This window comes from Kurthia senegalensis (assembly GCF_000285595.1).
GTDB classification, from domain to species: Bacteria; Bacillota; Bacilli; order Bacillales_A; family Planococcaceae; genus Kurthia; species Kurthia senegalensis.
Genome location: NZ_HE611068.1, coordinates 1 through 25,686 on the forward strand (window position 1 = coordinate 1; position 25,686 = coordinate 25,686).

General features: G+C 37.8%; 33 protein-coding genes and 1 pseudogene. 12 read left to right on the forward strand and 22 right to left on the reverse strand.

Going from position 1 to position 25,686, the window contains the following annotated elements:
- Nucleotides 1–147: 147 nt before the first annotated feature.
- Nucleotides 148–1,032 carry a DMT family transporter gene (locus tag KSHG_RS11525; protein ID WP_010306497.1) on the reverse strand — a complete coding sequence of 295 codons (885 nt, stop codon included), beginning with the start codon at nucleotides 1,030–1,032 and terminating at the stop codon, nucleotides 148–150.
- A gap of 110 nt (nucleotides 1,033–1,142) precedes the next feature.
- On the opposite strand from KSHG_RS11525, the gene KSHG_RS11530 reads away from it, so the two are divergent.
- Genes KSHG_RS11530 through KSHG_RS11540 form a run of 3 tightly spaced genes read left to right on the forward strand, consistent with a single transcriptional unit; the run spans nucleotide 1,143 to nucleotide 3,613 of the window.
- Nucleotides 1,143–1,859: an MgtC/SapB family protein gene (locus tag KSHG_RS11530; protein WP_010306499.1), complete on the forward strand. Its 717-nt coding sequence runs from the start codon at nucleotides 1,143–1,145 to the stop codon at nucleotides 1,857–1,859.
- A gap of 17 nt (nucleotides 1,860–1,876) precedes the next feature.
- On the forward strand, nucleotides 1,877–2,884 hold the full coding sequence (locus KSHG_RS11535; protein WP_010306502.1) for a cation diffusion facilitator family transporter: 1,008 nt from the start codon (nucleotides 1,877–1,879) through the stop codon (nucleotides 2,882–2,884).
- Between the two features lie 24 nt (nucleotides 2,885–2,908).
- Nucleotides 2,909–3,613 carry a metallophosphoesterase family protein gene (locus tag KSHG_RS11540; RefSeq protein ID WP_010306505.1) on the forward strand — a complete coding sequence of 235 codons (705 nt, stop codon included), beginning with the start codon at nucleotides 2,909–2,911 and terminating at the stop codon, nucleotides 3,611–3,613.
- A 39-nt stretch (nucleotides 3,614–3,652) separates the two neighbouring features.
- Here KSHG_RS11540 and KSHG_RS11545 read toward each other — a convergent pair whose 3' ends face one another.
- The 3 genes from KSHG_RS11545 to KSHG_RS11555 form a co-directional block, all read right to left on the reverse strand.
- Nucleotides 3,653–4,897, reverse strand: a complete 1,245-nt coding sequence (locus KSHG_RS11545) for a Glu/Leu/Phe/Val family dehydrogenase (RefSeq protein ID WP_010306509.1) — start codon at nucleotides 4,895–4,897, stop codon at nucleotides 3,653–3,655.
- A gap of 186 nt (nucleotides 4,898–5,083) precedes the next feature.
- A complete protein-coding gene (gene yugI / locus KSHG_RS11550) occupies nucleotides 5,084–5,458 on the reverse strand; it encodes a S1 domain-containing post-transcriptional regulator GSP13 (RefSeq protein WP_010306513.1) in 375 nt (124 codons plus the stop codon).
- 200 nt (nucleotides 5,459–5,658) lie between these two features.
- Nucleotides 5,659–5,931, reverse strand: coding sequence for a DUF1871 family protein (locus KSHG_RS11555; RefSeq protein ID WP_010306515.1), 273 nt, complete (start codon nucleotides 5,929–5,931; stop codon nucleotides 5,659–5,661).
- Nucleotides 5,932–6,014: 83 nt separating this feature from the next.
- Between KSHG_RS11555 and KSHG_RS11560 the strand changes: the two genes are divergently transcribed.
- Nucleotides 6,015–7,193 carry a MalY/PatB family protein gene (locus tag KSHG_RS11560; protein WP_010306517.1) on the forward strand — a complete coding sequence of 393 codons (1,179 nt, stop codon included), beginning with the start codon at nucleotides 6,015–6,017 and terminating at the stop codon, nucleotides 7,191–7,193.
- A 119-nt stretch (nucleotides 7,194–7,312) separates the two neighbouring features.
- On the opposite strand, the gene KSHG_RS11565 is transcribed toward KSHG_RS11560, so the two are convergent.
- Entirely contained in the window at nucleotides 7,313–7,900 is a 588-nt protein-coding gene (locus KSHG_RS11565) for a peptidylprolyl isomerase (protein WP_010306520.1), read from the reverse strand.
- A gap of 170 nt (nucleotides 7,901–8,070) precedes the next feature.
- On the opposite strand from KSHG_RS11565, the gene KSHG_RS11570 reads away from it, so the two are divergent.
- A complete protein-coding gene (locus KSHG_RS11570; RefSeq protein WP_010306523.1) occupies nucleotides 8,071–9,930 on the forward strand; it encodes a transglycosylase domain-containing protein in 1,860 nt (619 codons plus the stop codon).
- 260 nt (nucleotides 9,931–10,190) lie between these two features.
- Here the strand turns inward: KSHG_RS11570 and KSHG_RS18405 are convergent.
- From KSHG_RS18405 to KSHG_RS18415, 6 genes and pseudogenes are all read right to left on the reverse strand, one after another.
- A pseudogene (locus KSHG_RS18405) lies at nucleotides 10,191–10,942 on the reverse strand (amino acid ABC transporter ATP-binding protein).
- Nucleotides 10,943–11,653, reverse strand: a complete 711-nt coding sequence (locus KSHG_RS18410; RefSeq protein WP_010306536.1) for an amino acid ABC transporter permease — start codon at nucleotides 11,651–11,653, stop codon at nucleotides 10,943–10,945.
- Between the two features lie 72 nt (nucleotides 11,654–11,725).
- On the reverse strand, nucleotides 11,726–12,544 hold the full coding sequence (locus tag KSHG_RS11585; protein ID WP_010306542.1) for a transporter substrate-binding domain-containing protein: 819 nt from the start codon (nucleotides 12,542–12,544) through the stop codon (nucleotides 11,726–11,728).
- Between the two features lie 23 nt (nucleotides 12,545–12,567).
- Nucleotides 12,568–13,374: a mycofactocin-coupled SDR family oxidoreductase gene (locus tag KSHG_RS11590; protein WP_010306546.1), complete on the reverse strand. Its 807-nt coding sequence runs from the start codon at nucleotides 13,372–13,374 to the stop codon at nucleotides 12,568–12,570.
- 12 nt (nucleotides 13,375–13,386) lie between these two features.
- On the reverse strand, nucleotides 13,387–13,770 hold the full coding sequence (locus tag KSHG_RS16930; protein ID WP_010306550.1) for a carboxymuconolactone decarboxylase family protein: 384 nt from the start codon (nucleotides 13,768–13,770) through the stop codon (nucleotides 13,387–13,389).
- Nucleotides 13,770–13,910: a hypothetical protein gene (locus KSHG_RS18415; RefSeq protein ID WP_154646910.1), complete on the reverse strand. Its 141-nt coding sequence runs from the start codon at nucleotides 13,908–13,910 to the stop codon at nucleotides 13,770–13,772. The genes KSHG_RS16930 and KSHG_RS18415 overlap by 1 nt, the downstream gene beginning before the upstream one ends.
- Nucleotides 13,911–14,132: 222 nt before the next feature.
- Between KSHG_RS18415 and solA the strand changes: the two genes are divergently transcribed.
- A complete protein-coding gene (solA, locus tag KSHG_RS11605; RefSeq protein ID WP_010306554.1) occupies nucleotides 14,133–15,263 on the forward strand; it encodes an N-methyl-L-tryptophan oxidase in 1,131 nt (376 codons plus the stop codon).
- Between the two features lie 86 nt (nucleotides 15,264–15,349).
- On the opposite strand, the gene KSHG_RS19275 is transcribed toward solA, so the two are convergent.
- The 4 genes from KSHG_RS19275 to KSHG_RS11620 all read right to left on the reverse strand — a co-directional run bounded on the left by KSHG_RS19275 (nucleotide 15,350) and on the right by KSHG_RS11620 (nucleotide 17,742).
- Entirely contained in the window at nucleotides 15,350–15,451 is a 102-nt protein-coding gene (locus KSHG_RS19275; protein ID WP_407635308.1) for a DUF5366 family protein, read from the reverse strand.
- A 35-nt stretch (nucleotides 15,452–15,486) separates the two neighbouring features.
- On the reverse strand, nucleotides 15,487–15,915 hold the full coding sequence (locus KSHG_RS11610) for a DUF5366 family protein (protein WP_010306559.1): 429 nt from the start codon (nucleotides 15,913–15,915) through the stop codon (nucleotides 15,487–15,489).
- Between the two features lies 1 nt (nucleotide 15,916).
- Entirely contained in the window at nucleotides 15,917–17,176 is a 1,260-nt protein-coding gene (locus KSHG_RS11615; RefSeq protein WP_010306563.1) for a cytosol aminopeptidase, read from the reverse strand.
- A gap of 71 nt (nucleotides 17,177–17,247) precedes the next feature.
- Entirely contained in the window at nucleotides 17,248–17,742 is a 495-nt protein-coding gene (locus KSHG_RS11620; protein ID WP_010306566.1) for an NUDIX domain-containing protein, read from the reverse strand.
- 216 nt (nucleotides 17,743–17,958) lie between these two features.
- On the opposite strand from KSHG_RS11620, the gene KSHG_RS18855 reads away from it, so the two are divergent.
- Entirely contained in the window at nucleotides 17,959–18,210 is a 252-nt protein-coding gene (locus KSHG_RS18855) for a DUF2975 domain-containing protein (protein WP_010306569.1), read from the forward strand.
- A 326-nt stretch (nucleotides 18,211–18,536) separates the two neighbouring features.
- Here KSHG_RS18855 and KSHG_RS11630 read toward each other — a convergent pair whose 3' ends face one another.
- Complete coding sequence (locus KSHG_RS11630; protein WP_010306573.1) at nucleotides 18,537–18,905, reverse strand: HesB/IscA family protein; 369 nt, start codon at nucleotides 18,903–18,905, stop codon at nucleotides 18,537–18,539.
- 135 nt (nucleotides 18,906–19,040) lie between these two features.
- Here KSHG_RS11630 and KSHG_RS11635 point away from each other — a divergent pair, with 135 nt between their 5' ends.
- The gene (locus tag KSHG_RS11635) at nucleotides 19,041–19,715 is read left to right on the forward strand and encodes a DUF2225 domain-containing protein (RefSeq protein ID WP_010306577.1); all 675 of its coding nucleotides are present in this window, start codon (nucleotides 19,041–19,043) and stop codon (nucleotides 19,713–19,715) included.
- A gap of 86 nt (nucleotides 19,716–19,801) precedes the next feature.
- Here the strand turns inward: KSHG_RS11635 and KSHG_RS11640 are convergent, their stop codons facing one another.
- Entirely contained in the window at nucleotides 19,802–20,023 is a 222-nt protein-coding gene (locus KSHG_RS11640; protein WP_010306580.1) for a NifU family protein, read from the reverse strand.
- Nucleotides 20,024–20,103: 80 nt separating this feature from the next.
- Here KSHG_RS11640 and KSHG_RS11645 point away from each other — a divergent pair, with 80 nt between their 5' ends.
- Both KSHG_RS11645 and KSHG_RS11650 read left to right on the forward strand, forming a co-directional pair.
- Nucleotides 20,104–20,427, forward strand: a complete 324-nt coding sequence (locus KSHG_RS11645; RefSeq protein ID WP_010306584.1) for a YuzD family protein — start codon at nucleotides 20,104–20,106, stop codon at nucleotides 20,425–20,427.
- 261 nt (nucleotides 20,428–20,688) lie between these two features.
- Nucleotides 20,689–21,060, forward strand: a complete 372-nt coding sequence (locus KSHG_RS11650; RefSeq protein WP_026022593.1) for an MFS transporter — start codon at nucleotides 20,689–20,691, stop codon at nucleotides 21,058–21,060.
- Nucleotides 21,061–21,136: 76 nt separating this feature from the next.
- Here KSHG_RS11650 and KSHG_RS11655 read toward each other — a convergent pair whose 3' ends face one another.
- Nucleotides 21,137–22,207, reverse strand: coding sequence for an NAD(P)/FAD-dependent oxidoreductase (locus tag KSHG_RS11655; protein WP_010306589.1), 1,071 nt, complete (start codon nucleotides 22,205–22,207; stop codon nucleotides 21,137–21,139).
- 175 nt (nucleotides 22,208–22,382) lie between these two features.
- Between KSHG_RS11655 and KSHG_RS11660 the strand changes: the two genes are divergently transcribed.
- A complete protein-coding gene (locus tag KSHG_RS11660; protein WP_010306593.1) occupies nucleotides 22,383–22,634 on the forward strand; it encodes a YuzB family protein in 252 nt (83 codons plus the stop codon).
- A 36-nt stretch (nucleotides 22,635–22,670) separates the two neighbouring features.
- Here the strand turns inward: KSHG_RS11660 and KSHG_RS11665 are convergent, their stop codons facing one another.
- Both KSHG_RS11665 and KSHG_RS11670 read right to left on the reverse strand, forming a co-directional pair.
- Nucleotides 22,671–23,438 (reverse strand): TIGR01457 family HAD-type hydrolase, encoded by a 768-nt coding sequence (locus KSHG_RS11665; protein WP_010306594.1) that lies wholly within the window; start codon nucleotides 23,436–23,438, stop codon nucleotides 22,671–22,673.
- A gap of 1 nt (nucleotide 23,439) precedes the next feature.
- Nucleotides 23,440–23,892 (reverse strand): DUF86 domain-containing protein, encoded by a 453-nt coding sequence (locus tag KSHG_RS11670; protein WP_010306596.1) that lies wholly within the window; start codon nucleotides 23,890–23,892, stop codon nucleotides 23,440–23,442.
- An 82-nt stretch (nucleotides 23,893–23,974) separates the two neighbouring features.
- Between KSHG_RS11670 and KSHG_RS11675 the strand changes: the two genes are divergently transcribed.
- Nucleotides 23,975–24,238 carry a DUF3055 domain-containing protein gene (locus tag KSHG_RS11675; protein WP_010306599.1) on the forward strand — a complete coding sequence of 88 codons (264 nt, stop codon included), beginning with the start codon at nucleotides 23,975–23,977 and terminating at the stop codon, nucleotides 24,236–24,238.
- 96 nt (nucleotides 24,239–24,334) lie between these two features.
- Here KSHG_RS11675 and KSHG_RS11680 read toward each other — a convergent pair whose 3' ends face one another.
- Both KSHG_RS11680 and lipA read right to left on the reverse strand, forming a co-directional pair.
- Nucleotides 24,335–24,661 (reverse strand): YutD family protein, encoded by a 327-nt coding sequence (locus tag KSHG_RS11680; RefSeq protein ID WP_010306601.1) that lies wholly within the window; start codon nucleotides 24,659–24,661, stop codon nucleotides 24,335–24,337.
- A gap of 21 nt (nucleotides 24,662–24,682) precedes the next feature.
- Nucleotides 24,683–25,615, reverse strand: a complete 933-nt coding sequence (gene lipA, locus KSHG_RS11685) for a lipoyl synthase (RefSeq protein WP_010306604.1) — start codon at nucleotides 25,613–25,615, stop codon at nucleotides 24,683–24,685.
- Nucleotides 25,616–25,686: the final 71 nt, after the last annotated feature.

Below are 25,686 nucleotides of genomic sequence, written 5' to 3' on the forward strand. Positions count from 1 at the left end.
GGTTCATCGTGTGTCGTTCTTGACGACTTAATAATTATATCATCATAACTTTTTAAAAGCAAGAACTTTTTTGAAAGTTTTTTATGATGTTTTGTAAGTCATTTTCTCAAGGACAAGTAATACTATAAACCAAGAAACTATTATTCGTCAATAGTTTTTTTTGAAATACTTTTTAATTTTCTTCTCATCGAGTGTATAAAAGATGATTCCCACTATAACAATCGCACCACCGATAATTTGAGATCCACGTAACACTTCACTAAATACAAAGAAAGCTAACAAGGAAGCCCCGACCGGTTCAAATAGAATGGCAATAGAAATAACATTAGCGGATATGTACTGTAAAGCCCAATTAAATAAATTATGCCCTAACAAATTCGGAACAATCGCTAATAATAAAAACCAAAACCAATCAATGCTTGCGTAAGGTCCAAACTTCTCTCCCTTCACAATCATATAAATAGCTAAAGTGACCGCGCTCACAAAATAAACAAGAAGGGTATATGTAGTAGAAGATACATTTTTTCTAGCACTTTGCCCACAAAGCATATAAAAAGAAATTAATGCACACGCTGCTAACGCCAAAAAGTCCCCCCATAAAGCTGTGCCACCAACTTTAAAATCGCCCCACCCAATCAAAACACTTCCGATAATTGTAATGGTTGCAGCGATGATGGTCTTTCGTGTAATAGCTTCTTTAAATAATACGTATGTACCGACAATCGTAAACAATGGTTGTAACGTTACAAGTACCGTCGAACTCGCAACCGATGTGTAATTCAACGATTCAAACCATAATATAAAATGAAAAGCTAAAAATATACCCGATAAGGTCATAATCACATAATCATTTCTCTTTATATGTTTTATTTCATGACGGTGTTTCACTAAAAATAGCGGCAACATCAATAACACAGAAAACAGCATACGATAAAAAGCAATCGCTCCTGATTCAGCATTAGCTAATTTCACAAAAATGGCAGATGATGCAACAGATAATACGCCAATTAAAACGAATAAATACGGACGCATAAAAACTCTCCTTTTTTCCAACATTTTACTAAAAGTATTGTAGAATGAAATCATTCCTATTTCGTAAAAATACGAAGTCTATTTATCGTACCATAAGGAGGCTGATTATTTTGGATTGGTTAACAGATTATAGTCTTTTAAAAGAAGTAAGTATTAAATTAATCATTGCCGCAACATTAAGTTTGATTATTGGCGTAGAACGGGAATTAAAGAAAAAGCCTGTCGGTTTGAAAACAAGCTTAGTAATTGCAACCTTCAGTTGCTTGCTAACGATTATTTCTATGGAGTCGGTATTACGTGCCACACCTGTTGAAGGAATTAACGTAACGATGGACCCGCTTCGCTTAGCAGCTCAGATTGTTAGTGGGATTGGTTTCCTTGGAGCTGGCGTCATTCTTCATCGTACGAACGATAGCATTACTGGTTTGACGACAGCTGCTATGATTTGGGGCGCTGCAGGAATCGGTATTGCAGTAGGTGCTGGTTTTTATCTTCCTGCGACAATTGCCGTTTTGCTCGTACTAATCGGTGTTGAAGTCATCGCCCCTCTCTTCTTTCACTGGGGCCCTTCCCATTTAAGAAGAAAAGATATTTTGCTCACTGTACAAATTAGTGATGTTCAATGTATCGAAGATTTAATACACTATTTGAAAGAAAAAAATTTCACTGTAGAAGATTTGCATATTAAAGATGAATGGCAACAAGATGCATTCGTTCATATTATTACGATGCAGCTCTCATCCGAACTCGCTGCAGATCCTTTCGTCATGTATCGAGCTATTCGTGAACTTTCATTTATTAATGCAGCTGAAATTAGATTATCTTAATAGAAGGAGTGACTATTATGAGTGAATTTTTCACATTGTTAAAAAAAGGAAATAAGCCTTCCTTATTAGCTGGCTTTGTAAACCTCGTTCTCGGCATTATTAAAGGAGCTGCTTATATTTTGACGGGAAACGTCGCAATGTTTGCAGAAATGATGCACTCCCTCGGAGATGCTGCGAATCAGTTTTTCGTATTCGTCGGATCGGCACTTTCTAAAAAAGCGCCTACACGTAAGTTCCCTACTGGATTCGGACGTGTCATCAACCTCGTTTGTTTATTTGCCGTGTTAGTCGTCGGGATTTTAGCCTATGAAACGATTTTAGAAGGTTGGCATCACATTTTACATCCAACATCTTCAACGAAAGTTTGGATTACGTTAAGCGTTTTAGCATTAGGGATTATTTTAGAAGGAACGGTATTGTACAAAGCGTGTACAGAAATTACCGTAGATGCAGGTGTACATACACGTGGTCCTGCAGTATTCATTAAAGCATTACGCCATTTAAACAAAGCGAAGCCTGCAACGAAACTTGTTTTCATGGAAGATACAGTCGCAACAGCAGGGAATGTTCTTGCCTTTATCGCTGTTTTAATTGCCTACTACACACCATTCAGTCAAATTGAAGGAATTGTTTCCATCTTGATTGGTATTATGATGTTCTTCGTAGTTGGAATCGTCTTTTTAGAAAACGCACGCGGCGCAATTGGTGAAACAGATGAAGAAATGTTAAATCATATCGCTTATCTCGTTTCAGACAATAAAGATGTTCAAGATATTCGTAGACTTGAAGTCATTAAAGAAGGTGAAGCACTTCACGTAGAGTTAATGGCTGAAATTGACCCAACAGTGACAGTTGCCTATGCAGATGATGTACGAGATGAGTTAATGAAATTAATTTTAGCTCAAAAAAATGTAACACGTGCAACGATTTACTTTGATGAAGATGACGGTATTACGGATTGGAGCCATATTGGAGAACGTCCAGAGTCTTTAAAAACTGAACATGCGAATTTAAAAACAAAATAAGCGCAACGTAAAGGAGACGCTTACATGTCAAACACATATGTCATTGGTGATATTCACGGAGAACTTACACTCGTGAATGCATTGCTACAAAAAATTCATATAGACTTTCAAAAAGATCGGCTCATTTTTCTCGGCGATTACATCGACCGTGGACCTGCTTCAAAAGAAGTGCTTTCACTAATGGAAGAACTACAGCAAAAAGGTGCATATTGTTTAATGGGGAATCATGAGCATATTATGCTTTCTGTTTTTACACATGCGAACGCACGGAAGTTTGAACATTGGGTTACAGTAGCTGGTGGACGTGCAACACTTGAGAGCTATGGTTATTCCCCTTCTTATATAGAAGAACATTTATTTAAAGAAGCGTATACAGATGAGACGTTGCATAAACATCTTCGCTTTATTGAAACATTGCTTCCTTATTTCGAAAAAGAAGATACGATTTTCGTACACGGTGGTGTCGACCCAGAGAAAGATGTGAAAGAAACACCTGTTGACCAACTTCTTTGGATTCGAGAAGAGTTCCATTTGAATTATCATGGCACGAAAACAATTGTGTTCGGTCATACGCCAACGTCAATTCTTCATAAAGATAAAAACAATCATTCTCCGTACTTCGGAGAAAATCGTATTATCGGAATCGATGGTGGCGCTGTATTCGGTGGTCAACTCCATTGCTTAGTACTCCCAAGTAAGCAAGTCATCTCGGTTTCTAAAAAAGAATAAAAAAAGCTGATGCGATGGCATCAGCTTTTTTTATGAAAATTAAACCCAACCGCGGAAACGAGAAGCTTCAGCTGTTTTACGAACACCGACCATATAAGCCGCTAAACGCATATCAATTTTTCGAGAAGTCGCTACATTATAAATATTTTCAAAAGCATCAACCATTTTTTTATGTAGCTTTTCAAATACTTCTTCTTCCGTCCAATAATAACCTTGATTGTTTTGTACCCATTCGAAATACGATACCGTTACTCCACCAGATGAAGCAAGTACGTCTGGCACGAGTAGAATACCACGTTCCGTTAAAATTTTAGTCGCTTCTGTTGTCGTTGGACCATTTGCAGCTTCTACGACAATTTTCGCTTTAATATTATGTGCATTCTCTGCTGTAATTTGGTTTTCAATTGCAGCTGGCACTAAAATATCACATTCAAGTTCTAACAACTCTTCATTAGAAATGGTGTTCTCAAATAAATTTGTAACCGTTCCGAAACTATCTCGGCGATCTAATAAATAATCAATGTCTAAACCATCTTCATCGTATAATGCACCGTTCGCATCTGAAATACCGACTACTTTTGCGCCTAAATCGTTCATGAATTTCGCTAAGAAACTACCCGCGTTCCCGAAACCTTGAATAACGACGCGTGCGCCTTTAATTTCTAAATCGCGTTTTTTCGCCGCTTCTTCAATGACGATTGTGACACCTTGAGCAGTCGCACGGTCACGACCTTGTGAACCACCAAGGACGATTGGCTTCCCTGTAATAAAACCAGGTGAATTGAATTCATCCATACGGCTATACTCATCCATCATCCAAGCCATAATTTGTGCGTTCGTGAAAACGTCCGGTGCTGGAATATCTTTTGTCGGCCCAACAATTTGACTCGTTGCACGAACGTATCCACGGCTTAAACGTTCTAACTCACCCATCGACATTTGACGAGGGTCACAAATGACGCCACCTTTACCACCACCATATGGTAAGTCCACGATGCCTGCTTTTAATGTCATCCACATAGATAACGCCTTCACTTCTTCTTCTGATACGTTCGGATGGAAACGTACGCCACCCTTTGTAGGGCCAACCGCATCATTATGTTGTGCGCGATATCCTGTAAACACTTTAATGGAACCGTCATCCATACGGACAGGGATTCGCACTTGTAACATACGAAGTGGCTCTTTTAAAAGTTCATACATTGCTTCATCATAGCCTAATTTTTGAAGAGCTTCTTTTATGATTGCTTGCGTTGATGTGAATAGGTTTAGATTTTCTGCCATTGTAATTCCTCGCCTCTTTGCTTATTTATTAGATTACCAATATCGCCCATATTGTAACATACAAATTGACGCTTTGTAGACTATTTCTACTTACTTTTACGAATATTTTTAAAACGGTTACATAAAACGTCTTCTAATAAAAAAGAAGCAAGGAAATGCATGATTCTTTCTACATCTCCTCACTTCTTATTTCATGCCTGACTGTTCAATCCACTCTCCTAATTTTTCTTTAAGAGATTGAAACCCAACGGAGTCTTTCTCATCTACGCGGGCTTGCAAAGATTTACGTGGCATGTGCTCTTTTCGTTTAGCAGGTTTTTGTTGTAAAGCACGCAATGACAGACTAATTTTTTCGTCGTTATCTGCTATGTCTAAAACTTTGACACGAACAGTATCTCCAACGCTAATATGATCGCCAATGCTTTTTACAAAGCCGTAAGTAATTTCAGAAATATGAACTAACCCTTGCGTATTAACATCCAATGCAACGAATGCTCCATAAGGCTGAATACCCGTGACTTTGCCTGTAACAATATCGCCTACTTTATATTTGTTAGACATCGTCATCCCACTTTCCCGAATTCCCTTTGTTCTTATATACTATGCAAGAATATTATACCATAGACGATTAGACCCGACAAAAATTCTCGGTTATTTCTGAAAATATATATAATTCTATTTTAGGTTCATTAAAATAAAAACGAGAACGATTTTTGCAAATCGCCCTCGCTTCTTAAAAAAAGAATTCTCAACCTATCCATCTACTTAATAACGCATTTCGTTTCAAATTTTAATCCGATTAATTTATATGAAATGTCCACGCATTTTTCAAGCGGAATCCATTCTTCAAAAGATTGCTCATATACGTTTTGAATAACCTTCCCTAATTCAGAAGGGTCATCGATTGTTTGTAAAGCTGCTACAACGTCTGCTGCTTCTGTCGCATAGTCAAAACCCTCTAAATTAAACGGATTCCATTGAACCACAATACGTACCGCTTTTTGATTCATTTGAATCGTATCCATATTGTCCATAGCTTCCACCTATCTGTTTGCTTTATTCATACTCGATATAATAACATAAATACAAAATAGTCCAAACGAAATGAGGTTTGAAAATGAATTTATTTGATGAAGTCATTGAAAGACGCGATACCGGTTCACTGAAATGGGACCGCATGCAAGCTATTTACAACCGCGTAATTCCGGAGGATACGATTCCGCTTTGGATTGCTGATATGGATTTCGCTGCCCCTCGTTGTATACGAGAGGCGATCGACCAAAAATTACAGCACGGTGTTTTCGGATATTCTTTTGAAAATGACGCGTGCCAACAAGCTATTATTCACTGGCTTGCGACGCAACATGACACAGTCATTCAACCGGAGTGGATTTTGTATCATCAAGGTGTCGTTCCTGCTATCGGTGCAGTTGTCGATGCTTTTACGAAAAAAGGCGATCACATTTTAATGACTGAACCAATTTACCCACCTTTTTTCCACGTACCCGAACAGATGGATCGAACAGCCGTCTATTGCCCATTAAAAGAAGAAGACGGTACGTACACGCTTGATTTTGCATTATTTGAACAAGCGTTACGTGATGAGAAAGTGACATTGTTCATTTTATGTCACCCACACAATCCAATTGGCTTCACGTGGAGTGAATCTGAATTAAAAACGATTGCCGCACTATGTAAAAAACATCATGTACTTTTACTTTCAGATGAAATTCATAGCGACCTCGTACTAAGTAGTGAGAAACATGTTCCTTTATTGAAAGCAGCAGAACAAACCGACCATATTATTTCTCTTTTTGCACCGACGAAAACATTTAATATCGCAGGTATTCATGCAGCATTCATTTTCGTTCCAGACGCAGCTAGACGCTTAACGTTGAAAAAATATTTTGAACGTCATTTCATTAGCAGTTTAAACGTATTCGCAATCGCTGCAATCGAAGGTGCTTTTTCAGAAGAAGGCGCTCGATGGTTAGCCCAATTAAAAGATTACTTGCGTACAAATAGTCAGCTTGTAGTAGATGCATTGCAAACTATTCCGGGTGTACGTGTTCAAAAACAACAAGCAACGTATTTAATGTGGATTGACTACCGCGATACATTACTTGCCGAAGCGGATATTATGAATGCACTTCTAGATCACGGCGTCGCACTCGATGCGGGTTCTAAATACGGTGCGCACGGCAAAGGGTTCCTTCGCCTGAACATCGCTTGTCCGAAAACTACTTTAACAGAGGCACTCGAACGTATCCAAAAAACATTTGCTTCATTTACTTAAACGAAAAAAGGCTGGCACAAAACCCTAGTCAATAAGAATGGATAATAAAAATGACGCTGCCTATAGACAGCGTCATTTTTATTTAAGTTATGCGACATTATGTCCCAAACTCTTTTATTTTAGTCTTCGATTGTAATAGATTTAATTGAAATTGTTTCTTTTGGTTTGTCTTGGAAACCTTTTTCAACTTTAGCCATTGCGTCAACAACATCCATACCGTCAATTACTTGACCGAATACAGTGTGTTTACCGTCTAACCACGGTGTACCACCAAGTTGTTTGTAAGATTTAAGTGCATCTTTTGGCCAACCGCGAACTTCACATTGTTTGATGATTCCGTTATCTACTGCTTTCGCTTGTACGATAAAGAATTGAGAACCGTTTGTGTTTGGACCTGCGTTTGCCATTGATAAAGCACCACGGAAGTTGAATAATTCTTGGTGGAATTCATCTTCGAAGTTGCCACCCCATGCAGATTCGCCGCCCATACCAGTACCAGTTGGATCGCCACCTTGGATCATGAAGTTTTCAATAATACGGTGGAAAATAACATCATCGTAGTAACCTTTTTTCGCAAGAGTTACAAAGTTTTCAACTGTTTTTGGTGCTTGTTCTGGGAATAATTTAAAAGTAATCGCACCCATTGTAGTGTCCATTACCATTTTGATTTCGTTTTCTTGAATTTCAGAAGTTAATTGTGGATACATCGTATCGCTCCTTAATACAAATTATTATACGCTCATAGTCTAACATACAACGGAGTTTATTTCAGTTAGAAGCACTAAATTCATCTCTTTTTTTCATAATTTGCCGATTCTCCATTCTATTTATGCTATTCTTCTTATAGACAAAAAAATAAGTCATGAGGAGGATTCTCGTGAAAAAAGTATTTGGTACTTTCCTCATACTTGCGGGTATCGGCTTACTCGTCTTACTATTCCAAAAAATCGCTGTAGAATTAACGGATACGAAAGCTTTTAACGACCAGTTCGATGCTTCTGTCCAAATTACAGAACCGAACAATTCTATCCCGACTATTTTGAAAGACCGTCATAATCAAACCTTTTCGGAAGAATATACTGAATGGCGTCAACCTGAAAAATTGGCTGACATTCCCGAATTCATGCAAAATCTATTCATTTATAGTGAAGATGCTAGTTTTTATGATCATATTGGCTTTGATGTTACGGCAATTACCCGTGCATTCATGGCGAATAGTGCGAGTGGCGCTTCGTCGCAAGGTGGTAGTACAATTACGCAGCAACTTGTGCGTATGCGCTATTTATCACAAGAAAAATCATATGAGCGAAAAATGCTCGAAATTTTTTATGCGTATGAACTAGAACGAAAAACAACAAAAGAAGAAATTTTAAACAGCTATTTAAACGAAATGTACTTCTCAAACGGTGTATATGGTGTTTCCGCTGCTGCTACGTATTATTTCGGAAAGTCACTCGATAAACTTTCACGTGCAGAAATGGCTTTCATTGCGGCAATTCCAAACAATCCGAGTTTATACAACCCCGTCAACCATTTCAATAATACGAAAAAACGACAACAACGGTTATTAGATAAAATGGTCGAGAAAAACATTGCGACGAAACAACAAGTTGCTTTATGGAAAAAAGAAAAAATTACGTTACATATTAAAAAGAAAAAACAAGCATACCCAGCATACAGCTCATACGTTATGAATGAGCTTACTGCACTTATTTCATTACGAGACGGTTATACGAAACGGATGAATATCGTCAAAACATCTCGTGAAAAAGCAGCGATTCAAAAAGAATTAAAAGAACATGTCAATGCACTAATCGCTAAAGGGCTCGTCATTGAAACGGCACTTGATCCTGCGAAACAAGGAAAAGATACGAAATCAATCGATGCGATTGTAGCAAAACACAAAAAACTACAATCCGCTAGTGTCGTCATCGATAATCATACGAAAGAAATCGTCAGCGTATACGGCGGTCTTAAATTCAAACGATATGAATTTAACCGTTCGTACCAAGCTGTCCGTCAACCCGGTTCTGCTATTAAACCGCTACTCGATTACGGTCCATACGTAGAATTGTACAATGCCAACCCGAATACGACGGTTAGTGGTGCACCTTTCTGTAATGGCAACTATTGTCCTGAAAATAAAGGTGGTACGGTCATCGGAAATATTTCGTTAGAAAATGGTTTCAAATACAGTTACAACACTGTTGCAATTCGCCTATTCCATATCGTCGGTGTCGAAACGGCATTCAGTTATTTAGATCAATTTAATTTCCGTTCGATTACAGAGTTAGACCATCGCTACCCTTCTGCGTTAGGCGGACTTTATCAAGGCGTTACGACAGCCGAACTCGCAGATGCGTATTCTAGTTTTGCTGATGGAAGCTACGTTCGCACACACGCGATTCGTAAAGTGAAAAACCGAGACGGCAAAACATTGTATTCATGGCCAACTACTGAAAAACAAGTTTGGTCAACATCAACAACGAGTACGATGCGCTCACTTATGAATGCAACGGCCACTTCTGGTACAGGTGCCGACATAAGCGTAAGTGGCACGAACTATATCGGTGCAAAAACAGGTACAACGAATAACTTCTTCGACTTATGGACAGCCGGTTTAACAGATGATTATACGTCTGCTGTCTGGATCGGCTACGATACACCGAAGAGCATGGTCAAATTAGAAGATGCAAAAATCCAACAAAAAATATTTTCTATTATTATGAGTAAATAAATTTGTAATCATACAAAAGAGGCTGGGACAAAACCTTAGTCAATAAGAAAAGACATGCATGATTTGTTTCAAATCATGCATGTCTTTTTTTACCTATTAGGAAACCGTTGTTCTTCGTTTCGGCCGACGCTTTTCGCGGGCATGGCTTCACCTTATTTTTTTCGTGAGGGCGCAAAAAAATAAAGAATAGGCTATCAAATTCAACATCCCTTTTTCTATTAAAGACCGGCATTTTTGCTTATGGACGAGCCATTTTTTTCTTATAAATAATATTCTAACTGACGATTGAATTTAGCTAAGAATTTTTTCGTTCTCTCTTGTTGTGGATGATTGAAAAACTCTTTCGCTGTATTTTGCTCGACAATCACACCTTGGTCCATCAAAATAACCCGATCTGAAACTTGACTAGCAAATTCCATTTCATGTGTAACAATCACCGCTGTGATTTTTGTTTCACGACCGTTTTAATCACATTTAATACTTCATCGACTAATTCTGGATCTAGCGCTGACGTCGGTTCATCAAATAAAATAACTTTCGGATTCAAAGCCAGCGCTCTAGCGATAGCAATTCGTTGTTTTTGACCACCCGACAAACTGTGTGGGTACGCATTCTCTTTATCTCTCAACCCGACTTTATCAAGTAAATCATATGCTGTTTGTACCGCTTCTTTTTTCGATTGCTTTTGCACAGTTACGAGCGCTTCAATAATATTTTGTAAAACTGTCATATTTTCAAATAAATTATAACTTTGAAATACCATAGCTGTTTTACGACGTAGTTGCAACGTCGTCTTTTTCGATACTTTTGGCGCTGTATACGTCACATCATCAATCGTAACTGTTCCTTTTGTAGGTGTTTCTAATAAGTTCAAACATCTTAATAAAGTAGACTTCCCCGAACCACTCGGTCCTAAAATTGTAATCGTCTCACCTTGTTCGATGTCTAAATCAATTTGTTTTAACACCTCGTTAGAGCCAAATTTTTTATTTAATCCTTCTACTTTTATCATTTAAATGCCTCCATTTTTCTTATTCAAGCGTCTTTCTAAATACATGCTGATTTGCTCTAAAATTGTACATAGCACCCAATAAATTAAAGCAGCGACGATGTATACTTCGAAAAATTGAGACGTACGCCCCGCAATCATTTTTGCTTCTCCTAAAATTTCTGGCACGGAAGCAGCAAATGCTAAAGATGTATCTTTCAATAAAATAATAAAATGATTACATAAGTTCGGTAACCCAACTCTTAATGCTTGAGGGAAAATAACTCTTCTAAGCGCTTGTGACGTCGTCATTCCGACTGAATAACACGCTTCAAATTGACCTTTATCTACAGATAAAATAGCCGCCCGAATCGTTTCAGATAAATAAGCTCCTGAGTTAATTGAAAAAGCTACATAAATAAAATAAATAGCTGGAATAAATGAAATATCCCAGTTAAGACCGTAACTTTCGTTTAATGCTCGAATAACGATTGGAATTCCATAATACGATAAGAAAATTTGTACGAGTAGCGGTGTCCCACGAACAAATGAAACGAATAAAACGACTAATTGTTTTAAAACAGGCACGTTATAAATTCGAATTAGTGCACAAGCTAATGCAATAATTAACCCGACGACGAAAGCAATTAATGCAATCGTTAGCGAGACAGGAACACCTTTTAAAATTGCGGGTAAAGAATCTAACATATATTGATAATCTAATAAGTCACTCATCAATTGATACCTTCCACTTCTATTAAGATAAAGAAAGAGACCCTCAATTTATCGGATCCCTTTCCATTTCAACTATTTCGTGTAATCAACGTCAAACCACTCTTTTGAAAGTTCAGAAAGTTTGCCGTTCTCTTTTAATGCTTGTAAAGCGTCGTCGATTTTTTTAATTAACGCTTTTCCTTCAGCATCTTGTCGTGCAATAAATAATGTCGGTTCTTTTTTAATTGGCTCGCCAACAGCTTCAATATGTAGCCCTTGAACTTCTGCTTTTGTTTTCGCCATAATTGGATCATTAACCGTCGCATCGATACGACCATTTTCAATATCTTCTAAAATTGTCGTAATATCTTGCTCATAATATGTGATTTTTAAAATGTTCCCATTTTCTTTATTCCAATCTTCAACAATTCGAGTAAATGAATCCCCTACTGTTAAACCGATTTTCTTCCCTTTTAAATCTTCTAACGATTGAATATTTTTTTCATTGCCTTTTTTAACGATAATTTGTGACACCGAGTTGAAGTACGGTGTTTCTGTTAACGTATATTTCGCTACACGGTCTGGATTAGATGTAATTTGATTCGCTAACAATTGAAATTTATTAGAATCTAAACCGACAAATAGTGAATCCCATGGACCGGCTATAAATTCAAATTTCAAACTAGGATCTTGTTTTTCAACTAAACGTAAAACCTCTAAATCATATCCCGTTAGCTTCCCATCTTTATCTTCAAAAGAAAATGGATTGTATGTCCCCATCGTCCCTACTTTAATGGTTTGTACCCCATCTTTTTCACCAGACTTCGTCGATTCATCTGATTTAGATGAACATGCAGCTAACGTAAATACAGCTGTCAAAATAGCAAATAGTGCGATTAATTTTGATTTCATTGTGCAATCCCCTTATATCTCGATTATTGTGTTAATAGCCCTGCATCCAATACGTACTGACTCCCTGTTACGTAACGTGCTTTATCACTCGCTAAAAATAGAATTGAATTCGCCACATCTTCAACTTCAACCCATGGTACAGGTAATAAGTTACCAGCAGAACGTTCTGCAATTTCAATTGGCGTAGCGCCTTCCATTTCAGCTAATCCATCATTCATCGGTGTGTTCACACCTGTTGGGTGAATACTAATTACACGAATGCCATGCGGTGCTAATTCAATTGCTTGTGACTTCGTTAAACCGACTAAGCCATGTTTTGATGCAGCATAATGTGAAATACGATTCATCCCACGCAAGCCAGCAACAGAGGAATTGTAAAGAATGACACCACTTTGTTGTTTGATCATATGTGGAATTACATATTTAGATACTAACCAGCCACCTTTTAAGTTAATATCAATCATTGAATCCCATTCTTCTTCCGTTAACTCATACGATAAACCGTATGCACAAATCCCTGCATTACTAAATAATACGTCGATTGTTCCGAAAGCTTCGATTCCTTTTTCAACTGCGTATTGAACATCAGTTGCTTTTCGAACGTCCCCAGCAAAAATTTCAATTTTCCCACCGACTGCTTGCACATCTTCTTTTAATTTTTCTAAGTCGTCATTTGAAGAACGATTATATGCTGGATACTCAATTTTTTCGCCTAAATCAAATGCGATAATATTAGCGCCTTCTTTTGCAAAAGCTAAAGCAACACCTCTCCCTTGTCCTTTCGCTGCCCCTGTAATAAATACGGTTTTATTCTCAAATTCTTGTGTCATTAGAAAGCTCCTCTACTTTTTCGTGTATGGTAATAAAATATCGTCTAATTCTACTTTTAAAGCAGTATTAATTAAATTCGTAGCAATCATCATGCTACCAAATGCCGTAATCAAAACGATTTGTTGCTCAGAATAACGCTCTTTTAATTTATCAAAAAGAGATGCAGGAATCGTTTCAGGGCTACTTACGAGTAAGCGTCCATATTCCATTAAATCTTGCTCTTCTTCCGTAAACGCAAAGTTTTCAAAATCAATGCCTAAGTCATCTAATATTTTTTTGAAAAACATTGAACAAATTAAACATTCATTTTTCGTTGAAATTGCATAGCAATAAAAATTAGTGGCACGCTCTCCTACTACTTTTGCTACTTCCTCTTGTAATGGATACCATTCCATCAATGCTTTGAAAGATGGAACAGAATGCAATAACGTTTTTTCATATTCGTAATACGCCCGTGACGTTGGATTTGATCTTCAAACTCCGCTTTCGCCTCATCTGTCGCTGTTTCATACTCAACTTGCGATACATATGCCATTTTAAAACACTCCTATTTCGCTATTATTCAGAACAATAAAACTAAATTGAATATTTTTCTTGAATAAAGTATAGTAAACAGGTAGGAAAAATTCAATTTACTTTTTTGAATAGTTTTATTTTTTGAATTTTATTTGTATAAACGCATTTATCTATTTATATTTACAGTTATTTTTTATAAACTACAGTTCACATACATAGTTAAAGAAACGAGGTTCTTCAAATGCATTATGATCATATTATTGTAGGCGCCGGTTCAATGGGCGTTGCTGCTGGGTATTTTTTAGCTAAAAAAGGACAAAATGTTTTATTGTTAGATGCATTTAATCCTCCACATGACCACGCTAGTCATCACGGTGAAACACGTCTCATCCGATACGCTTACGGCGAAGGTCTTTACTACGTTCCAATGGCACTACGCGCAAAGGAACTTTGGGAACAATTGCAACGACAAACGGATGAAACGATTTTCCATCAAACTGGCATTGTTAATATTGGCTACAAAGACCATCCCTTTATGAACAACGTCATCGCAAGTGCAAAACAATTTGATTTACCATTAGAAGTGTTAAGTGCTGATGAGATTCAAGAAAAATGGGCAGGCATACACATTCCTAAAAAGTTAATTGGCTGTTTCGAACCGACTTCTGGCGTATTGCGCGTCGAAAACTGTATTCGTAGTTATCGAACACTTGCTGAAAAAGAAGGTGCGACGATTCGAACGAATAGTAAAGTAGTAGCTGTACGTTCGGTTGGCGACATCGTCGAAGTAGAACTAGCAACAGGCGAACGATTTACGGCGAATACAGCGATCATTTCTGTCGGTGCTTGGGCAAAACAATTGCTTCACTCACTCGCTCTCGACTTACCACTCAATCCAATCCGAAAAACATTTGCTTGGTATGAAGCAGAAGAAGCGCTATATGATCAACAAAACTTTCCGGGTTTCGCTTTTGATTTTGACGGGGAAGCGTATTATGGCTTCCCATCAATTGATGGTGCTGGGTTAAAAATTGGACGTCACGATGGCGGGGATTCCATCAACCCGGATGAAGCACGTGTTCCTTTTGGGGACATAGTAGAAGATAAAAGTGACCTCGATGCGTTTCTCCAAACATATATGCCGAAAGTCGGTCCAATGAAATTTGGAAAAACGTGTATGTACTCGATGACCCCTGATGAAGATTTCATTATTGATCGTCACCCGAATCATTCCAACATTACGATTGCAGCAGGTTTTTCTGGTCATGGCTTTAAATTTGCGAGCGTTGTAGGTGAAATTTTAAGCGACCTCGCAATGAACGAAAAACCACAATTCGACCTAACCCCCTTCTCCATCAATCGTTTTAAATAAAACCAAAAAGACATGCACGATTTGATTCAAATCATGCATGTCTTTTCTTATTGACGAAGATTTTGTCCTAGACTTTTTATTTGTATTTAATTAAAAGGCAAGCTAGAAACGATGCCGTTATACAATTTGAAAATAGCGTATACGACTAAAGTCAAAAGCAGAATCCACATCGTTATTTCAAATAACATAATGCCTAAAATAGAACCGAATGATAAGTAATCACTCAACTTGTATGTAACGAAAATAAAATAAAAAATAGCTGATAGTAAAAAATACCGACGAGAAGAAATACATTCGCTAATCCGGCAACAGACGCTAATGCCCCGAAGAAAAAAATGACGACGCCAGCGTTCGCTTTGTTTTCCATCGCTTTATCAATACTGTCTTTCGTAAAGAAAAGCATGCCAACATCGTGAATCGTTTCGCCGATTAATTTTAAAGCTGAAAAAACCATGAAATAAATAAGCGAAAATACAATAAGTAATAAAATACGCATTTGAACGTCTGATAAAAACTCATGCATTCCTCCGTACACGCCAATTTTATGGAATAAAATAACCGCTTCATTCACACTGTATAAACCGAATGTCAAACTGAATAAAACGATTGTAATGAGTGGCAAATAACTATAAAGATATGGGTTTTTAATCATATTAATCCTCTTTACTATATTTCGTAACGACTTGCTCGAACAAAAATTGATTACGTACAAAATCGCTCGGTACTTCTATGTGGAACCACGGTATATTCGCAAAAGCTGCGAGTACTTCTCCACGCTTTAACAAACTACCCTCTCGCATCGCATCTACGACTACGTCCGCACATCCTTTTACTTTTCGGTATTTCGGATGCAAACAACAATCACTTTCCGTTATGTAAACCGGCTGATTCGTCATCGTTAGCACACTTTCCGCACCGAATGCTTGAGACGTATCATGTTGAATAGCACATACCGTCCATATTTTTTTGAATTGTTGCATCGATGCAAACGTCATCACATCTAAAAGAGCAACCATTTGCGCATCAAATGCATGACCAATTTTGATTGTTTTTCCGCTAATAGACGTTAAAATAGTACCGATACTTTGCTTACGCTGCGTTCCGATTGCACAAATAACCGTATACCCTTTTGCGATAAGGCGAACCGCACGTATCGCGGCTAATAAGTCACATGCCAAGTCGACAACACATAAAATAGCCGTCGTTGAAGATGCTTCGTATACGACAAGTTCCACATCATCCATCGCAGCAATCAATGCCCCGAACCCGAGTTGTTGTAACATGTTTTCTGAATATGTATGCATCGTTGCGCCGTATGTTTCACAAAGTGATGCCGTGTACCGAAGCCATTGTTCACGCAAACGTAAATTAGGTGGCAACGCTATAAACTGGCGCATTTGTGCATCGTACGTTAGTAATCCGTCTACAGGTAGAAGTGTAATCGGCTTGTTCGTTTCAACGAAGATTCGTTCTATTAGTGCATCGGCTTCATTTGAAAAAGTTTGATAGTTCGGAATGAATTGGCTTTCTAAATGCAACATAGAAATCGCCACATCCGCCGTTTGCTGTTCGGTCATTTGCGGCGTAGAAAAGCTTTCTAAGTAAATCGATGCCACAGCATACGAATGGTCTCTTAACCAACTTCCGACTTTTTGCCATAACAGCTGCATTTTTTGTACCGTCAATTGTTTGCGTTCTTGTAATCCGACGAACACATAACGCGTCGTCGCTGTCGGTAAAAAAGTCATCTGCCCAAACGAAACGTCTAAATCGCCCCGTTTTAACAAAACAGATAAAGGCAAACCCGTTTCTTCCTCAAATCGTTGCCAATCGCTTTGCTGCTCTTGATGGCGAGAAATACCGACGATTCGAATGTCTACTTGTTCTTGTTTCGTTGACGTACTCCACTCCATTGAACCCCCTCCTTTTTTCGTTTTATTATAGCAAAAAAGAAGGGGTCAAAAAGAAATTTGACGTCCTTCTTTTAAAAAAATAATTTATATGCTGTATATCCAAAAATATTATCTTCTTCTTTCAATTCGTCCATTCGGACAGGTTTCGCAGATAAATCAAGCGCTAATAATTCTAAAATCATTACCGACGTACGCTCGTCTTTCGCTAATTGTTCTGGCGACATCCAACGTACTTCATATAACTCATCTAATTGTGCAATGAGTTGCTGTTCTGCTGTATGTGCTGTTAAATAAAAGACAGCTAAATTATCGCTAATATCATATTTCAAGACGCCTGTTCGAAATCCTAAAAATCCTTGAAGAGACGCTTGTACATTCGTTTCTTCTTTTAGTTCACGATGACACGCTTCATCTACCGTTTCTCCTGGCTTAACGAATCCGGCTGGCAAAGACCATTTCCCGTCTAGTCCACCGTACCGTTTCATAACGACGAGCCATTCGCCCATTTCATTTTCTACTAGAGCGGCTACACCGAGCCATACACGAGAGCGTTCATTTTGATCCATCCACAACTCCTCCTACCTATTTGTCCTATTCCCACATTCCTTCTCATTTGAACCTCTTCATTTCAAAATAAAAAAAGCACTATTTATTCCTACATGAAACTAACTATTTTTTATATCGTTCTTATCATAACAAGATTTACCGCATGCGGCATAGTATTTGCATAAGGCAATACGAGAATGCTTGTCATCATTTAAATAAAAAGACGAGGTGTGTGTATGAATAAGAAAAGCGTTTCGACCATTTTCTTAAAAATAAGCATTGTTTTCATTGGGTTCGGTTTAGTTTCTTTATGTAGTTGGCTCCCTTTCCTAGCTAGTAAAGATGCAAAATCCCATCCTGAAACTACTTCCTTTCTCATTCCATTTCTAATTTATGCGTACGGTTTATGTGTATGTTTGTTCATTTCTCTTTATCAAGCGTACAAATTAGTAACATACGTAGAGAAAAATAATGCCATTTCAAAGTAATCCCTTCACGCTTTACAAACAATTAAAAAATGCGCTTTCGCCGCTATACTCTTCATTCTTTTAGCGGCTGGAACGCTACAAATACTAACTAAAACAATCGGTAGTGATGATCCAGCTGGTCCTCGTGCATTATGTTTCATCGCACTGTTAATAACGATGATATTTATAGCGTGTGTAAACGTGCTACAAAAACCATTAAAAGCCATCCACAATGAACAATAAAAAAGCGCTTCTCAGTAAATGGAATCCTTTACTGAGAAGCGTTAACTATATGAGTGAACATCGATATGTTCAAGCTTTATTTCTTAATAAGACGATCGTCCAATTTAGCAGTTTGCTGGTGTACCAGCATTTTTAGCTGTACGGAATGATGAGCCACAACCACAAGATGCAATGGCATTCGGATTATCAATTGTGAAACCGCCACCCATTAATGATTGTTTGAAATCAATAACCGTTCCATTTAATACAGGAATGTCTTGTTTCGCAACGACGATGTTTAAACCGAATTCTTCATACGCTTCGTCTGCTTCATCGTCAACTTCTGTATCAAAGCCCATCGCATATGTTAAACCGCTACAACCGCCACCTTTTACAGAGACACGTAAATAAGCGCCTTGTTGTTCATTGTTTTCCATCATTTCATTAATATGAAATACGGCTGCTTCTGTAATATCTACTATTTGTTTTGTCATATGAAACACCTGCTTTCTTTATAACTGTATCATATCAATTTTTATCGTTCGCGTAAAATAGTTGAATCGTTTCTTTTTTTATACAAGGTGATATAATAGACCTACATAATATTAATGAGAATTGAGGACTATATTTTGGAACTTTCACCCTATTATGAAAAACAAATGGACTGTATACAATGCAAAAAGAAATTTAAAACGACAAAAGTTCGCACGAAATCATTAAAAATCGCCGCTTCTGATTTTGATTTTCGACCCATATACGAAAATGATGTGAATGGTTATTTTTACAATGTGTTCGTATGTGAGCATTGTGGCTTCGCTTTTACAGATGATTTTAGTACGTACTTCAAACCCGGAGCAAATGATTTAATTCGTCAAAAAATAACAGATAAATGGGTGCATCACGACTTTAGTGGTGAAAGAACAGCTGAACAAGCGCTTCAAACGTATCAACTGGCACTCGTTTCTGGTCAGCTTAAAGATGAAAAACACGTCACATTAGCGGGTCTCTCTCTACGCTGTGCTTGGATTTACCGCACCCTTAATAAAAAGGAAGCTGAAACCCGCTTCATTCACCTTGCGCGTGATCAATATATATCTTCTTTTTCGACAGGTGATTATGCGAGTTCCAATATGACTGAAATTCGTATTTGCTATCTCGTCGCTGTGTTATCACGCCAACTCGGTGACCGCGATCAAGCTATTCGATATTTTTCAACGATTATCGAACAACAGCGACAATCGAATGAAACAAAAATCATTGAAATGGCAAAAGATGCGTGGCAAGAAATGCGTGACCAACAATAAACAAAAAAGAACCTCAATTTTAACAAAAGTTAAAGTGAGGTTCTTTTCGTATGAAATCATACGTATTTATTATAAGCAGTCATTGCTTAGAATACTTGTTCAACTTCGACTACACCAGGGACTTCTTCTAGTAAAGCACGTTCAATCCCTGCTTTTAATGTAATTGTAGAACTCGGGCAGCTACCGCATGCACCTAATAGGCGTAATTTTACTACACCATCTTCTACATCTACTAATTCACAGTCTCCGCCATCGCGTAATAGGAATGGACGTAATTTATCGAGCACTTCTTGTACTTGTTCTAACATTCGTATCGACTCCTCTCTCTAAAATTATTATAATGTCTATAAGCTAAAAAATCCATTAAAGAAACATGGGGGTCAAAGAAATGCCAAAGGAACCAATTGAAATCGAAATTTTCGGCGCAGACGTTCATTGTGCGAGTTGTGTGAATGCACCTTCTTCAAAAGATACGTATGAATGGTTACAAGCAGCGATTGATCGCAAATATCCTGAACAAACGTACACTATCAATTATATTGATATTGAACAGCCAATTGAGAATGAACGACATCAGGATTGGGCAACACGCGTTCGAGAAGATGAATTTTTTTATCCACTTATTTTAATTAATAATGAAGTAGTTGGCGAAGGATATATTCAGCTCAAACCTATTTATGCACAACTTGAAAAACTAGGATTTCAAGCATAATCTTTTATTATCACTCTAAATACGCCTTGTATTTAGAGTTTTTTTATTCCTCAATTTTATTGTTTTTTGATGTAGCTCCTCATTTAAATTCATTCCTATAAAACAACAGAAATTCCAACGGAGAAAAACATTAAAAAAGAAATTATTGTTTTAAATAGAAAAAAATGTTTTTAAACATACATTTCATGCTACTATATGATGTAATACCTTATGATAATGCTTAGTTTTATTTCTACAACTATTTTATTTAGGGGGCATTTCATGATGAACGAAAAGAAAACATCTTTTCATTATGCTTGGGTTATGTTAATTAGCATTAGTTTGATTCTAGGCTTAGCAAAAGGAGCTATTACAAATGGTTCAAGCTTATTTTTAACACCTGTTTCTACTGAGTTAGGAATCGGTATGGGCAACTTAACACTTTATTTAAGCGTCGGTGCGATTATGACGTTGATCGTCTTACCGTTTGCCGGTAAGTTATTCGAAAAATACGATGTTCGTTTACTATTAACGATTGCGATTATTTTATATCCATTTTTTTCGCGCTCTCGCAAAAATGAGATGAAGCTGTGCTTGCGGAAAATGTTGACCGAAACGAAAAAAATCAGACAAAAAAAGACATTCATGATTTGAATAAAATCATGAATGTCTTTTCTTACTGACGAGGGGTTTATCCCAACCTCGTTCTTCTATTATGCAATACGATTTATTAACCGTTTTGATGTTTATACATCCATAATAAACCAGATTTCATCATACGTGCAATACGGCCTGTCACTGTTGAATTCCCTAAGTTGACGAACCCTTGTTTTTTACCTAATGCGCCCATGAAACCTTTTAATTTAATTGGTGCTAATGTTGCTGGAAGTGTTTCGCCTTTCCAACGTTTTTGAAGAACAATCGCAATACGATCTCCTTGTTCTTCTGCAAGTTGTGCACTTGGACCACCGACATCTGAATGCGCACAGTCACCTACGATGAATACGTGTTCATCGACTGGTAAGTGATAGTGCTCAGTAATTTTAATACGACCACGGTACATTTCAACGCCTTCGATATCACGTGCTACTTTAACAGGTTGAATCCCTGCAGTCCAAGCGATAATATCTGCATCGATTCGATCTTCGTGGTTAAATAATGCGCCTTCTTCAACTTTTGTAATATCTGAATTTGCAATAACTTCAACGTCATTGCTGTCGAACCATTTTTGTACGTAACGGCTTAAACGTTCTGGGAAGTTTTTCAATATACGTGGTCCACGGTCAAATAGTTTAATTTTTAAATCTGAACGGCTTTCACGTAATTCAGAAGCTAACTCGATACCTGATAAACCAGCACCTACAACGGCAACAGTAGCGCCTGTAGGTAATGAGTTAATTGCGTCATATGCGATACGAGATTTCTTCATTGATTGAATGCTGTATGTGAATTCTTCAGCACCTGGTACGTTATGATAGTTGTCTTCGCAACCTAAGCCAACGACTAAATCGTCGTAAGCGACGTCTGTGCCATCTGCTAATTGTACAATTTGTTTCGAACGGTCTACGTTTGTTACCTCTCCGTAAACGACTTTCAAGCGATCATGTCCTGGGAATTGAACACGAATATGGCTTTCTGGTGTAGTCCCTGCGGCTAAAGCATAAAATTCAGTTTTCAAACTATGATATGGGGCGCGGTCAACAAGTGTAATTTGAACGTCTTGGGGAAGGTTGTTCGGTAGCAAACGTAACAATACGCGCATATTACCATAACCGCCGCCTAATAATACTAAGTTCTTCATTTGTGGTGTTTCTCCTTTTTATATGACAATTTAGTTACAACTTTTCTATCCTTTACGAGTATAAATGATTGTGATACTTTTCACAATATCTTTGTGATACTTTTCACAATTAATGTGGAATCATTGACTAATCGAGCAAATAATAGTACGATTTTGCACTAGAGGTGAACAAGATTTGAATCCATTAGTAGAATTTTGCGTGAGCAACTTAGCGATGGGCGCACAGTCTGTATTCGAAGCATTAGAAAAAGATCCAAATGTAGAAGTACTTGAGTACGGTTGTCTAAGTTTCTGCACGCGCTGTTCTGAATCATTGTATGCAGTCGTTGAAGGCGATGTCGTCGAAGGTGCTACGCCGGAAGAACTGCTTCAAAACATTTACACAGCAATCGAAAACAATCCAATGTTTTCTTCATATGAATTTTAAAACGGGCACATGACTATTCATCATGTACCCGTTTTTTTATAAGCAATCTACATCTTGCAATGTTTTTACATAATAAGTTGGCTGTAAATCCATTTTCTTCACATCTTCTTGACGCGTCACGCCTGTATCGACATGCAACGTATCGATTCCATAATGAATGCCTGCTAAAATATCCGTATCATAATTGTCTCCAATCATGAGCATCTCTTCTTTTTCAAAATGATACTGCGTTCGGATTATTTCGAGCATATGACCTTCTGGCTTTCCAATCATCAGTGGTTCGATGCCTGTAACACCTTGTACGAGCTTCACGAAAGAACCATTCCCCGGCGCAAAACCATGCTCTTTTGGTAATTTTAAATCACCATTTGTCGCAATATGAAGTGCCCCATTTTGAATGTCATAGCAAACGTCTTCAATGTCTTCATATGAAATAGAAGCACTTAGCCCTTGTACGACAATGTTTGGTTCTTTTTCTACAACGGTCAAACCTTCTTGACGTACCGCTTCAACAAGACCGTCTTGGCCGATTACTTTCACTGTTGATTCAGGATAATGAGTACGAATATATTTCGCTGTCGCAATCGCTGACGTCATAATATGATCTTCTGCAATGTCTAATCCCATCGCTGCGACTTTTTGACGTTGTTGCGCTTGCGTATACTTCGCATTATTCGTCACTAAAAAAGGTTCGATTCCTTGTCGTTGCAATTGCTGAATAAAAGTGACGGCTTCTGGAATCGCTGTCCCACCACGATAAACCGTACCATCTAAATCAAAACAATACGCTTTATAAACTTTCATTCTAGTCCTCCTCAGGAATGAATGCCGTTACAGTAGAACCCATTTCTTTTTCTACGAACGTTTCAATTGAGTGACGAAGCTGTTTAAGTGTAGGCATAATTTTATTTAAAATACGTAAAATTTCTTCGTCTTCTACTTCTAAAATATCACGAACAAGTGGGCGACGAACTGTTAGTAATAATTTTAAATCTGCATCAAACGATTGAGGTATTGCTTTTTCATCTACTAAAATATCAATGATGTCTTCATAGCTACCTGGATCACGCATAATGAAACCGTCGATCATCGTATTACCGATGTCGATAATCGCTTCAATATAAACGTTGGCAATACGTTCTAATGCTAATTTAGAAACCGCATCTTCCAACCAGTTTTCACGACTCTCAAATACTGCAGTGATATCATCCATATATGATAAGTTATTTGTAATTTTTTTACTGTCGATAAAGTACACAGCAATTCCTCCAATTGAAAAAAGTTGATAGTATTAACTCCCTTATAGTAACATAACTTTAACTGCGGAAGGAGCATTTACATTGGATAGATTTTTCTTATATGACGATTTAGAAGATACACAAACACGCTTCGTAAGCTTCATGGGTGACAACCAACGTTATGACTTAGTCATTACACAAAGCAATCGCTTTTACGGTAAAATTTTAGTGCTCGATATGCAAATGAATCGCTTTGCTATTATCGGTTCTGACGATTTAGATGAGCCTGGTTATTTAGAGCACGTTTACAAACGACCAGCAGATGAAGCACAAGAGTTACGTGATTACTTACATGAACTCGTTTAATGTGACTTTACAAACAAGAAAAGGGAATTCGCCTAGGCGAGTTCCCTTTTTTCATGTCATGTTATTGCGCAGGTTGTTTTTCTTGCACTGGTTCCGTCACTTTTTTTCTTTTGATTCTTTCGTAACTTCTTCAGGTGCTGGCGGCTCAATTTTGCCGATTTTACGAGCGATAAAATAAGCGCAACCAAAATTACAATATTCGTATAAATAATCATCAAGTGTGCTGATTTTCGTATCGAAAGTCGACTTTTGGTTTCGATCTTCGTAAAACCCTTTCAAACGCAATTGACCGTAGCCCCAATCGCCAACAATATAATCATATTTTGATAATATGTCGGCATAACGTCCTTTAAACTCTTCCTCGTTAAAGGCATTGCGATAATCTTGCACGACTTCGTATTCATATTGATCTGCAACGATCATATTTGAACCCTCCTACAGGATTTACGATTCCGCTTGCATTTGTCGAGTTTTAGTCGCTGCATTTACTTGCTCATCTGCATGGTAACTACTGCGAACTAAAGGACCTGCTTCACAATGTTTAAAGCCTTTTTCCATCGCAATTTTACGCAGACGACCGAATTCGATTGGTGCGTAATATTTTTGTACGGGCAAGTGCTTTTTCGTCGGCTGTAAATATTGACCGATTGTCATAATATCTACATTGTTAGCGCGTAAATCATCCATTACTTCTAGAATTTCTTCTTCCGTCTCCCCTAATCCTACCATAAGAGATGACTTTGTAGGAATGTCAGGTTGCATTTCTTTTGAACGACGTAAAAATTCAAGTGAACGATCATACTTCGCTTTTGCACGAACTCTTGGTGTTAGACGACGAACCGTCTCGATATTATGATTTAAAATATCGGGCTTCGCGTCCATTAAAATTTGAAGATTTTCCTTCACGCCGGCCATATCAGATGGTAGCACTTCAACGGAAGTTTGTGGACTTTTACGACGAATGGCGCGCACTGTTTCAGCCAGTACACTCGCGCCCCCGTCCTTCAAATCATCACGGGCTACAACTGTTATTACGACGTGCTTTAAATTCATTAATACAACGGAGTCTGCGACGCGCTCTGGTTCGGCTAAGTCAATCTCAGTCGGCAATCCAGTCTTCACGGCACAGAAACGACAAGCACGTGTACATACAGAACCTAAAATCATAAAAGTAGCTGTACGGCGCTCTCCCCAACATTCGTGAATGTTCGGACAGCGCGCTTCTTCACAAACTGTGTGAAGATTTTTTTCGCGCATTAAGGTTTTCAATTCTTTGTACTCTTTATTCGCCTTAATGTTGATTTTTAGCCATTCCGGCTTGCGAACGTGTTGACGTTTATTTTCCTTCGATGGTGTGGTTGGTTTACATGATGACATGGATATTCAACTCCTTATCGTGTATAAATGACGTCCCCGTCAGTCAATGTAACACACTTTTTATTAAAAAA